The 12,562-nt window shown below is 43.1% G+C and carries 6 protein-coding genes; 1 reads left to right on the forward strand and 5 read right to left on the reverse strand.

The features are described 5' to 3' along the window. Positions 1–1,050: 1,050 nt before the first annotated feature. Positions 1,051–1,866 carry a CAP domain-containing protein gene (locus YK48G_RS11655; protein ID WP_203630884.1) on the forward strand — a complete coding sequence of 272 codons (816 nt, stop codon included), beginning with the start codon at positions 1,051–1,053 and terminating at the stop codon, positions 1,864–1,866. Between the two features lie 849 nt (positions 1,867–2,715). On the opposite strand, the gene YK48G_RS11660 is transcribed toward YK48G_RS11655, so the two are convergent. The 5 genes from YK48G_RS11660 to YK48G_RS11680 form a co-directional block, all read right to left on the reverse strand. Then, entirely contained in the window at positions 2,716–3,141 is a 426-nt protein-coding gene (locus YK48G_RS11660; protein ID WP_203630885.1) for a hypothetical protein, read from the reverse strand. A gap of 549 nt (positions 3,142–3,690) precedes the next feature. Beyond that, entirely contained in the window at positions 3,691–4,332 is a 642-nt protein-coding gene (locus YK48G_RS11665) for an SDR family oxidoreductase (protein WP_203630886.1), read from the reverse strand. A 215-nt stretch (positions 4,333–4,547) separates the two neighbouring features. Next, positions 4,548–5,372 carry an aldo/keto reductase gene (locus YK48G_RS11670; RefSeq protein ID WP_203630887.1) on the reverse strand — a complete coding sequence of 275 codons (825 nt, stop codon included), beginning with the start codon at positions 5,370–5,372 and terminating at the stop codon, positions 4,548–4,550. A 970-nt stretch (positions 5,373–6,342) separates the two neighbouring features. Continuing rightward, a complete protein-coding gene (locus tag YK48G_RS11675; RefSeq protein WP_232365367.1) occupies positions 6,343–7,617 on the reverse strand; it encodes an S-layer protein in 1,275 nt (424 codons plus the stop codon). 274 nt (positions 7,618–7,891) lie between these two features. Further along, positions 7,892–12,295, reverse strand: coding sequence for a S8 family serine peptidase (locus YK48G_RS11680; protein WP_203630888.1), 4,404 nt, complete (start codon positions 12,293–12,295; stop codon positions 7,892–7,894). Between the last annotated feature and the right edge of the window lie 267 nt (positions 12,296–12,562).

A 12,562-nucleotide genomic window follows, 5' to 3' on the forward strand; every position in this document is an offset into this window, starting at 1 on the left:
CTAAAAATAAGTGAGCGAAGCAAAGCGGTTAGAAAGCGGAGCCTAAGGCTACTTGGCCGAAAATCCCGGGCTTGGATTTTTGGTCAAGTGGCCTTAGGTGCAGCTTTCTGCTTTGCGCAGCTGTCCTAATAAGTGAGCGAAGCAAAGCGGTTAGAAACTGGAGCATAAGGCATCTTGGCCGGAAATCCCGGGCTTGGATTTTTGGCCAAGATGTTTTATGCGGAAGTTTCTGCTTTGCGTAGCTATCCTAAAATAAGTGAGCGAAGCAAAGCGCTTAGAAACTGGAGCATAAGGCATCTTGGCCGGAAATCCCGGGCTTGGATTTTTGGCCAAGATGTTTTATGCGGAAGTTTCTGCTTTGCACAGCTGTCCTAATAAGTGAGCGGAGCAAAGCGGTTAGGGATCGGAGTGTAAGGCTCCTCTAACGGAAATCCCCGGGCTTGGGATTTTTGTTAGAGGTGCTTACGCGCAGATCCCTGCTTTGCGTAGCTATCCTACTGACAAGAAAAAAAGCGCCCTTCCAGAGAAATCAATCTCTGAAAGGGCGCTCACGCACGGTACCACCTTTTATTTGCTAAAAAAGCCTCACACAAACGGCAACTTCAATGACTCAAAGTTACGATTTGCCGCATGAATAACGGCTGCGTACCGATGATTGCTTACTTAGTTCAGCCCATAGCTCAAAAGTGATTTTCACTCATGACCCGTTGCCCCTGCTTTCACTTATCCAGGTTCGCTATTCAACGACTTCACGAGCTACTTTCTTCCTCAACGCTTTTATAATTTTCTCATCAATATTTAATATCACCACACTAATCCGTTTTAAGTTAACTGTCAACCCAGCAATTAAATTGTATCAGCATAGCCAAAACCCTTCTAACACCAAAAATCAAGCGTTAATAAGAACCGGTTGCTTTTCTTTTTAAATTAAAATTTTCCAATTATTTACTCACAAACCCATAATCGTTCACGAAATTCTAAGTTAAAATTTGCTATAATAAAGCCAATAAGTAATTTGTGATTAGGAATTCATGCATGGGGGGATTTAAAGTGCAATCGATCAAAAAACTATTGATTTCATTAGGATTATCACTTGGAGTTGTTTGCCTATCACCGCTAGTAACTAACGCCCAGACGATTAAATCAATGACCGTTCATTATGTTTCAACTACCGGCCAACAAATTCGAACACCCCTTACATATCATCGTGCTAACAACGGTGTGTCTGCATTTGGTAACGGTACAGCTTATTCAACAACTGGTTACACGACTGCCAAGGGTTATGTCAAAAAAGTCAAGGGCTACGTTCCCTATAAAATTCAGCAAGATTATACTTATAGTGAATTGCCTAACACCCTCACCGTTAAGTACATAAAAGAGTCAACTTTGGCTCGGCGAGTTGAAAAACAATACCTGAAGCAGATTAATGCATACCGGGCAACCAAGAAACTCAAAGCATTCAAGCACAATAAAGGCTTAAAAGCCAAAGCAATCGTTCGCTCAAAAGAACTTTGGCAAAAGACCAGCCATACTCGGCCCAATGGACAATCTTATAACGCTAGCAACAGCGGTTACGCTGAAGTAATGGCTGTTTTGCCCGCTTACTTTTTGCCAACTGGGATTGCAACGGTCAATACCGGGCTAGGGGCGATGTTGGTCTATAATCAAAACGGCCTTGTTTCTTACAAAAAGACCGCCCAAACGGCTAGCAACGAATTGTTGACCTGCGATCAAGAGCACCGGGACACTGAGCTAAATACTTGGGCAACTTACAGTGAACCTGCTTTTAGCTTTCATGCAGACGGCTCGGGGATGATGGCCCAGTTATTTGAGTTGAAAGGCGCCAGAGGTAGTGGGTCTTACTAGCTTTTGGCGACAAGAAGCCGCATTGTTTCCTAATAAATTTTGAATGGAAGCTGGCGGTTTTGACATCCAAGCAAGATGATACGCCAACGGCCCTGGGAGCCACGCTTGGTTGCTTAGTGAAAAACAACTACTCCCAATATCAGCGATGGCGCCATAAAATCCAGAACTTAGATTTTACGGCGCCATTGCTGATATTACTGCAGCCAACCGCTTCTCTCTGCCAACCACAAAAAAGGCCCCTGCTAACACGCAGAGGTCTGAGGGGTTTTTCATATTGAGGGGTAATTCATGAAGTTAAGAAATCGTTGGGGGTTTCTTAGTAATTATTTGAGGGGTGAATTATTAAAATAGTGTGTATCATTTGCGCAGAGGCTTATGCTTTCACAGGCATCCCTTCTTTCATAGCAGGCAGCGCCAGGTAAATCAACCATTTCATGACATCAAGGTATTGGTTTTCTTGAAAGAAATGTTCGACTGTCCAATTTCTCAAAGATGCTGACGCGACCGGCTTCAGATTTTGGGTTCCAGTTCACTGGCTGAATTAACGCCTTCTAGGTTTTAATAGCAACTCCAAACAATAAATCGTTTCTGATTGGAAGTTAACTTACGATCATACTTAAAATATAATTTTTGGTTTGTTGTTGTGGGCAATTCGTGCATCCTTCCTTTCTAAATCCATCATTCTTTGGAGAAGCTTGGTTAACGCATGTTGTGTTGTGGTGTGCTTTGTTTATCACCTCCCTTCATATTTGATTGTCTATAGAATACCTGCTTGAACTTAACTGAAGCTTAAATCTGGAAATAATCTATTATTTTTTCTCATCTCTTTTTTCGACCATCAACAGTTACTTAAGATGATTGGGTATATTGCACGCTTAAGCCGTTACTATTAACGTTGGTCGCATCGGTCAGCCCCGAATCAATCGTTTTGTAAGAAGAATGAGTGATCTTTTCTGGCCGATGCTCAAACCCACTATTATCGGTTAAAGTTTCCGCTGACGTTTCTGATGGGGTCAGAGATGTCATTGGCCTTTTAACCACCGTCAAAGAGCTTTTGGAAGAATCGCTCAGTTCAATCTTAGGCTTCTTGCCTGAGTCAAAATTACTTTTACTTTTGCCCATGCTCACCTCAGTTTGATTGATCTGTTTGATTTGTCGAGGTTGTGTCGACGTGACGGCTGCATTTGCCGAAATGACTGATCCTAAAATTGTCCCGGTCATCACCAAACTGACACTGGCACTAAACAGTCCTTTTTTTAGTCTAATCGTAATCAATTTCTCCCCTTTGTTCAAAAAGCGCTGCAAAGTACAAATATCTGTTTAAGCACCTGCAATCTAAATCTCAAGCTTGCAAATTTAAATTGGAAGTAACTTTTGTACCAATCCCTAACTGCTTTACTTTGCTTACTTTAATTAGGTATCTCTTTTAAATAATTGGCATCCTCTCCTTCGTATTTGATTATCACTAGATTAAATGGTTGCCCTTAATCGAAGCTTAAATTCGCAAACTAATTTCGCAAATTCAATTCAGCTTAAGAAAACCGCAAACTTTTTAATGGAAACTAAAGTTTGCGGTTATTTTTTGAGCAAAATTGTGAGCGGCTAAACTCAATTGCTAATTATGGTTACGACTTGGATCCCAATTAGTGTGTTCATAACCGCAACGATGGGCATGAAACGCTCAACTCGCTTTTGCATCCCTATCGCTTAACGAACAAGACTAATTACAAAAAGGACTAACCATTCCACAGCCAGAAACGATTAGCCCTTTTCACTAAATTCTGGGATCAAAACGTTTTTTATCCCAGTAAAGTTTACATTCAATTAATAAAACGATGGTTTATCCCCATCTGTATTTGGTTGATTGACGCCGACCGAATGGCGAACCTGAGCAGTCGGATCGTTAATTAAACGAACGACAAAATCCGCAATACTCTTTCGTGATACTTCAGTGCCCTTAAAAGCTTCACCCTTTTGGGTAGTTTCGTAATCCACAATATCTTTGTTAGATAACCAAGCTGGTCGAATAATCGTATAATCCAGCCCGGAACTTTCAATTACTCTGGCCGCAGCAGCATATGTTTCCAGATAACCACCATCTAATTGCTGGTGGTTCCATTTACCAAAATTGCCCGGAACCTCATCGTAGATCCCCAACGTTGAAATCCAGATTAGTCGACTAACGCCGGCCTGATCCATCGCCGCCATAATTGCTTTAGCTTGGTCTTCAATGTTTTTACCAGCAAGGTTAGCATACACGATATCGATGTCTGCCATTGCTGAAAGAAGCGCCCGAACATCCGTCGCATCACCTTGAATCACCGTCTCTCGATCAGCATCAGCTACTTGAAGTCGACTTTTATCCCGCAAAAATAATGTTAAGTGATGATTGGTTTCTTCCAAGAGTTGCTTTTCCACTAAGCGGGCAATTTGACCATTTGCCCCAAGAATTAATACGTTCGCCATAAAATTAACCAGTCCTCCTAATAAAGTGATCGTAGCAAAGCGGTTAGAGAGCGCCAGGTAGGCTAGGCGTTTCACGGCCGTCAGAGCCTAAGTTTACTTGACCAAAAATCCCGAGCTTGGATTTTTGCGCAAGTAGGCTTAGGTGCAGCTTTCTTGCTTTGCATAGCTATCCTTTAAATGATTTCGTCTATAATTTCAATTTTATCCCATTATCCTTAAGCCATGTCTGTTTCAGATAATTGGTTCAGCGTTTGCATGTCTGCCGCACTAATTTCAAAATCTAATTGAGTATTGTTTTCAATGTGAGCTTGATGGGTTGCTTTCGGCAGCGGCAAAACGCCATTTTGAAGCACAAACTTAATTGCTAATTGAGCAACACTTACCTTGTAATTGTCTGCAATCCGCTTGATATCCGGATTCTCCAAGATACCGCCAGTTGCTAATGGTGAATAAGCTTCAACCAACATGCTGTTATCTTGGGCAAATTTCGTAATTTGGGGTTCCGTGTAGCCGACAAAATACCGAATTTGATCAACCATCGGCTGAACATCAGCCGTTTTGATAATGTTTTGTAAGTCATGAACGTTAAAATTAGAAACACCAATTGCCCGGACATTGCCACTGGCATAAATGTCCTGCATCGCTTTCCAGACCTCAACATTGGCTTCATCGTAGTTGGCGCCCCGCTCATTCCATGGCCACGGGGCGTGAATAAGGTACAGATCCAAATAAGAAAGATTCAAAGCCGCCATCGTTGATTGGAAATCAGCAATGGCCCCGTCGTAGGTTTTCGTCGCTGCCGGTAACTTGGATGTCACAAACACATTTTCTCGATCAACATCCGAGTCAAGGATTGCTTCACCCACGCTTTTCTCATTCCGATAAGCTTTTGCCGTATCAATGTGGCGATACCCAGCCTTTAATGCCAGGCTCACCGCGTCATAGGTTGGCTGACCCCCAGGAATCTGCCAGGTGCCAAAGCCAACTTTGGGGATCTTAACCCCATTCGTTAATTCATAGGTATCCGTTAAGAATGACATGTCAGTCTCTCCTTTATAATTAATAGTGAGCGGAGCAAAGCGCTTAGAAAGCGGAGCCTAAGTCCTCTTGGTTGGAAATCCCGGGCTTGGATTTCTGACCAAGAGGATTTAGGTGCAGCTTTCTGCTTTGCGTAGCTGTCCTAAAATAGTGAGCAGAGCAAAGCGTCTAGGGATCGGAGTGTAAGTCCCCTCAGCCGCAAATTCCCGGGCTTGGAATTTGCGGCTGAGGTGCTTACGCGCAGAGCCCTGCTTTGCGCAGCTGTCCTAAAATAGTGAGCGGAGCCAGGCGCTTAGAAAGCGGAGCGGAAGTCTCCTCTAACAGAAATTCCTGGGTTTGGAATTTTTGTTAGAGGTGCTTCCGTGTAGCTTTCTGCCTGGCGCAGCTGTCCTAAAATAGTGAGCGAAGCAAAGCGCTTAGAAAGCGCCAAGTAGGCTAGGCGTTTCACGGCCGTCGGAGCCTAAGTCCTCTTGGTTGGAAATCCCGGGCTTGGATTTCTGGCCAAGAGGATTTAGGTGAAGCTTTCCGCTTTGCGCCCACCACGTATAGCGAGTACCTTCATTATGACGCTTTTAACAACAAAAGGCGAGAATTGTGATACGAAAAAAGACCCAAAATCGTCATTTTGAGTCTTTTTTGAACAAGCAGGTCGACATATAGTGTTTGCATTAATCTTGTTAGTGATTGATTGTTCGAATTCGCAAGTCCCCTTATTGCCGGACAAAATAAATTCACCCGTCCCTGCTACTCCTAAGCTACTATCCTGCCAACCAAAAAGGGTAAAATTGGCTATTTGCAAACAGTAATTATCCCCATAGCAATATTATCATGTGGATGATGACAGTGTCATTTTTTTCGCTCGTAACTTGTGGATACCAAAGCAATTATCTCCCGTAACTAGAAAGTGATGCCTTCCTAAGGGCCCAATTGTTGGCCTTAGTTGATTTTTAAATCAACGTGCACTGGCTTAATCTAATTTCTGACAATGTAATACAACTTCAACGTATCGCCATAGCGGGCGTTGGCGTTCGCGGCTAATGTCCGGTTCTTGTCAAAGTAGTAGGTTTTGCCATCAACGCCGTTTAAAATTGTCAGCTTGCCATTAGTAAATAATGCATTATCAAAAATGGACGTTGCCATCACTCCTTGACCATTACTTGAGAACAAGGCTCTTTCAGAATCAGATAGCGTTGGATAAGTATTACCAATTAGTTGGCCAGCATTAATTTGAGCATTCGTATTAGTTGAATAATAGGTTAATTGTGACGTGTATTGCGCACTGGCCCGGTCCACATATACCGCATAGCTATCGCTGCCAACAGTCAAGTCAGCTAAGTTAGTGTTCGGTTGCGTCTTGCTGATTGTATAACCGGCTGGAACGTTTTTCGAAACAGCCGCTGTGAGCGAATCGGTTGTATTCAAAATGTCGCCTAACTTGGCCCCATTGGTCAGTTTAGCACCGCTCTTTAAATCAGTTGGTTGAATAATCCATTGATAACTACCGACTGATTGGCCTGACGCGTTTAGGTAATTAATCTTTAAGCTATTGTTTGAAGTTGCCGTATTTGTGTTAGTCGGCGCATTCAGGCCATCGGCGTAAACCCAACCGTTAATCGTGGCATTATTGTTATCACTTACTTGATAATAAAGATACCCTTCCCGCGTTTTAGTAGCAGCGGCCGTAACCGTGAACGTATCACCGGCTTTATAGCCACTCATATCAACTTGTTGGGCCTTATACTGGGACCACTTTGGATTAACCCAAAGCGTATTTTTATTGATATCTTTTAACGTATAGCCCGTTGTAATCGTTGGCATGTTGGCATTAGCCATCGTATTGGCCGATTGAACGCCACCAGCAAACGCATTGGTTGACTTGCCACCATAGATCCAACCACGATAGTTGCCGTTAAAGGAAACCACTTTGTAGTAAACGGAACCCTTGTTCGTTGTCGCAACTCGATAAGCCCGGAAATACTTCGTCGAACTCTTTGAATTCCCATAACTCTGCAACGTGTACTTAGAAGCTACCAGCCGTGCGCCCCGTAAAGTACCTGCCTTAGTGTATAACGCGTTCGACCCATTAGTCACCACGTTGCGTGTTTCTGGCGCGCTAGTCATTGTCTTGTTTGATGTAATTCTCGCATACGTTTTTGCGCTGGCCTTCGTACTGGTCAAGCTCGAAGCGGCAACCATTGAAACTGCTGCCAAACCTAAATATAGTGATTTTTTTAATCCTGAATTCATAAATTCAACTCCCCACATAGTTTCACGTTTCATTAACGCTGCTTAAATGTTACCACGATCCAAGACAACTGGGAAATAACAAATAAATGAAATCAATTATTTTATTATCTGACCCAAAAAGTTAATAAAGGATGCCGACCATCCCCAAGCGGAGATGAAATTGACACCCTTTATTAGTTGAACAATATGACATTTTAAAATCCGATTTGACTATAGTTCGTACATTAAGATCGTCACTGAGCACAAATAACTGTCGATGATTTTACTCACCAGATTACTTGAATTGAACCCAGTGTTTATTTGCAGTAACAAAGTGACCGTTTGTCAATACAAATCTAGTTGCTGCACCACTTTTAACCACGTATTTAACATCCAAATAGTGATGTTGCTTCACATGTTTGAGCCGCTTACCCGCTGCAAACTTAGCCGTTGAATATTCATAAATGCCCTTTTTGGTCGTTACTTTAACTTGCTTAGGCGTTGAAACATAGTAGCCTTTGGGTAATTGAACGGGTTTAACCGCTGCTTTCAAAACGGTGACGTACTTACCGTTAGTTAATTGCACCCGATAAGCTTTACCACTTTGAACCAGCTTTTTAGCAACGAAGACGGCGTTCTTAGGTAAATGAAGACCGCGCTTGCCAGCCGCAAATCTAGCTCGGGAATATTCATAGACGCCCTTTTTCATCGTTACAACCCAGGTTTGGTGGAAGCTGGTGTAATACTTGAAAGAGCTGTTTGGTGATTGCTTGGCCGTGGTTGGCGAAGTTGTCGAACTAGCAGTCATACTCGATGGTTGCGTGGTACTTGCTGCTGTCGCAGGCGTGGATTGTGTACTTGTTCCAGTAATTTCTCCAGTTGGCAATCCGTTTTCCGGTACTTTTTGACGAATCACATGGAACTTCTTAGTCACAGTATTACCAGCTTGGTCAACTGCCGTAATGGTGAAGTAATTATCACCAAGGGCCAAATCATAAGTCTCATTGAAATCGTGAGCAGGGTATGGATTAGCGTCCTTAGTTGGATCATCATGATTGTTAAAGCCGGCATTGTTTTGCTCATGATAAACATTATTACTATTTGAGTAAAGGCGATAACCGTCAACATTGTCATCAGCCGAACCCTTTACCGTAAATTGATCACTAGTTGTCGTAATCTTGTAATCGCCAGTTTGTGGATCTACGGTCATCGAATTGGCTTGTGGCATATCCAAAGTTGGAAATTCTGAATCGACGACAATTTCTAGCGTACCGCGAGTTGATGTTTCCTTGCCATCTTGATCTTTAGTTGTCAGAATGTAGCCAACCCCACGTTGTTCAGTCTTTCTAAACGGTACTTGGTAACTAAAGCTGCCATCCGACTTAATCTTGACCGTATTTTGGGGATCATCTTGATTAGGTGACTTTAGGATCTGCAACTTGTCACTTGGATCGTCAACTTTACCACTAATTGTCAACGACTGGGTGTTGGCATCATAAAGCTTCGACGTTGCCCCAATCAAAGTGATGTTGTTATCGTTGAGACCATTAAAGGTAATTCCCGGTGTCGGGTCAAAGCGAGTGGTTAAGTCACCCAATTTATGACCTGGCAGTTCAGGAGCCCCTGAAAGTTTGGTGACATTTTTTGTCGCCGTAGCGTTGTCATCCAATGGGTTATCCTTGATTTGGGTCAGTTCCGAAAACGCCGGATATCCTGACGCATTAAAAATAATCATTCCAGCATCTGGTGACTTAATCGCTTCACCAAACTTGTTCGACGGTGCAGTTGTGTAACCATCCAATTCGACGTATGGATTACCATTAAATGGAATATCAAAAGTTGCCAAGCCGGTTGTTTGGTCAACTTTGGCTTTATAAGTCACTCCAGAAGCGTTATCCACCGCAAATACGGTTTGATCAGGTTGATTTTTCGGCACTTGTGCCGTGACGGCTACTTTGTCTGAAGAGGTGATAGCTTGCCAGTATGGCATGTCGGATGAAATATCGTCGCGGAACTCACCATTACTTGAATTACTTTTATCGCCAACTAAAACCCACTTAAATTGCGGGGCGACTGTATCACTAGTCGGGTTGGCCTGATTTTGACCTTTAGCCGCCTGAATTGTTTTAGTCGTTTGATTACCAGCAACGTCGGTCAACGTTAATTTTAGTTGACCGTTGCCCTGCTCCAAGGCATTTTTCTGGCTGTCAGTGAGTTTATAAGTCAGGGTTCCGGTATTATTTTTGCCGTCATTGCTCAAACTAACGCCACTTTCAGCGCCATTAATGCCAAGCACCAGATCAGAATCAGCAGAGAAGCCGACGCCACTATCGTGATAGCTAACAGCTAGAGTGCCACCATTGTAAGTAGCTGAATCGATTGTCGGAGCCGTATCATCCACTTTTACCGGCAAATCAAAGTTTTGCTGCTGATTGTTGCCACTATTAACGTTAGTCGTCACAATCCGGTACGTGTATTGACCATCTGGAACTACTTTATTATTGCCGGTGGATTGATCATAGACCGTTCCATCCCATTTGAACTTAGTTGGATCAAGCCGCATGGATGGTGATAAAGTGAGATCATTATTATAGTCGCTCCCATCTTCATAGTAGGATTTATCTGTATTAGTTTCTTGATTGACTATTCTAACGACCTTACCAGTTGAATCCAGTACTTCTGCCGTGACGTTCTTCAAGTTCTGTTTAGCAAATACATAGGGACTCACCGAATCGGCATTGTGATCCCCATTTGGTGAAAAGGCTACTTTGCTTTCATCAATTTTAGTAGCTGCATTGCTCCAAGTTAAGTCAGTTTTGCCTAAATTAATCGTGTTGGCAAGCGATTGACTGTCGGTGATGCCAAGGGGATTGTTATTTTCGTCGACCAAATAGCCGCCGCCAAAGACACTATCCTTTTGGTTTGCCGGTTTATCAATCGCATTCTCTTGGGTCAAATCACCGACAAATCCTAAATAAGGAACCGAAAGATCTTGATTGGAATCAGCATTTTTAAACTTAACGTAGCCTTCTGCCAACGTATTCTTAGCCGTCTTTGGATCAACCTTCAAGGTAAAGTTGACGGTTTTACTTTGACCGGCGGCAACCGTAAAGCTCGGCGTGTCGGCAGTCAGTGAAGCACCAGCTAACTTAACATCATGAACTCGGTTTTGATTCTCGGTATCTTGGGTCTGGGTATATGGTCCTTGACTATTATCAACTGTGTAAGTTTCGTCAGTTTTGCTATGATTAGTTACTTTGACAGAAAAGTTGGTTGATTCACCAATTTGTTTAAGCGAAACCGAACCGATTCCAGTCGTTGGATCTTGGGCATAAGATGTTAAATTGCCAGCCTTGGTAACGTCAACTTGGCCAGCCCCTTGGCGTCTTGGTGAAATGAGCTCTCCGGGATAATTAATGTCGGCCATTGGTTCGGCAGAGTTCATCAAAGCCGTTTTGACCGCGTTAACAAGGTCAGATCCCTTCAAGCTTGGGTCGTCATGCATTAACTTTTGCATGATGATCGCAGCTGAACCAGCGATATATGGGGAAGCCATCGAGGTACCACTGTCCGATTGATACGTATTGTCTTTCCAAGTTGAATTAATATCTACTCCGGGCGCTGAAACGTCAGGTTTTAATGTATAGTCTGGCAAAGGCCCCCACGACGAAAAACTAGCCATATCACTTTGGTTACCTAAGGCCGTATTCTCAGCTGCAACCGTAGCCGCGCTGGCAGCGGCACCCGGATCAGCTATTGTCCCATCATTGTCCGGATTATACGACGTGTTAATACCACCTGGAGAATACTGCGATGGACTCGTCCACGTGCTGGCGGCGTTACCATTATTGCTTGCAGAAATGGCCACAAAGACGCCATGGTCAGTTGCGTATTTAACGGCTGCTTGTTCTTCATCGGTCAATGATTGATCGGAAACCCCGATTCCTAATGACATATTGATGACGTTAGCACCTAGGTCAACCGCATCATGAATTGCTTTGGCAATGTTGTCAGGTGATTCATCGGCAAACCCGCCAAAGACCCGCAAAGCTAATAATTGAGCTTCAGGGGCAACACCCGTTATGTATTCACCCTTGTTAGCCTTATTGGCCGCATCGGCAACCGGGTCACCATTGCCGGCAATAATTCCGGAAACGTGTTCCCCATGAAAAGTAGATTGGTCGTCTGGCGCAGAAGTATCGTTGTCGTTATTAACGTAGTCGTAACCAAAAGGAATTTTGGCATTAATGTATTTCCCATAACCCTTTTTGGCAATTAAGGCAGTGGCGTCCGCTTGAGAAATTTTTGCGTCATTTGGATCAGACAGTCGCAAATCTTGATGAGGCTGAATTCCTGTATCAATCACAGCTACAACCATTTTTTGCCCTTTATAACCTTCTGACCATAACCCAGCCACATTGCCTTTGGTTAAGGCATCCTGATTAGCGGGTGCGCTAGCTGCGGTTTCAGCCGTCGTCGTATCTTTAGCAGGTTGATTAAGTTGCGGCAATCCAGTTAAACTACTAGTTTGAGCGGTCGATAAACTGCTTGTTTGATCGGCAGCTACTGGTCTGGCACTACCAACAAGCAATCCTGCAACCACACTCATTCCGATCAACGTTGCGGGTACCCAATAGCGTCCCGTTTTATGGGTTCGATAGCGGGCCTTCGGTTCACCCAACTGATTATTTAGATGCATCAAATCACTCCTTCAAATACAAACAGAATTTCCCCAACAATCTCAAAATTCCAATCATTTCCTCATATGATTAAATATAAATGAGATTTAATATCGACAGTATATCACCTTAACAAACATCGTCAAGTTCAACTTTACTTTTTACTATTTTCTTCAATCAACATACATCTCATAAAATATTCATGAAATTTTAATCATAAATCAGCGTACTGTGGCTAATCAGTTTAACAAAACCACTACAGGTATTTACCTGCAAATGCAAAAAGT

This window comes from Lentilactobacillus fungorum (assembly GCF_016860605.1).
GTDB classification, from domain to species: Bacteria; Bacillota; Bacilli; order Lactobacillales; family Lactobacillaceae; genus Lentilactobacillus; species Lentilactobacillus fungorum.

Excerpts from the sequence above, each read along its gene's own strand:
- YK48G_RS11680 (WP_203630888.1), bottom strand. The coding sequence starts at position 12,295 with ATGCATCTAAATAATCAGTTGGGTGAACCGAAGGCCCGCTATCGAACC.
- YK48G_RS11670 (WP_203630887.1), bottom strand. The coding sequence starts at position 5,372 with ATGTCATTCTTAACGGATACCTATGAATTAACGAATGGGGTTAAGATC.
- YK48G_RS11665 (WP_203630886.1), bottom strand. The coding sequence starts at position 4,332 with ATGGCGAACGTATTAATTCTTGGGGCAAATGGTCAAATTGCCCGCTTA.
- YK48G_RS11675 (WP_232365367.1), bottom strand. The coding sequence starts at position 7,617 with ATGAATTCAGGATTAAAAAAATCACTATATTTAGGTTTGGCAGCAGTT.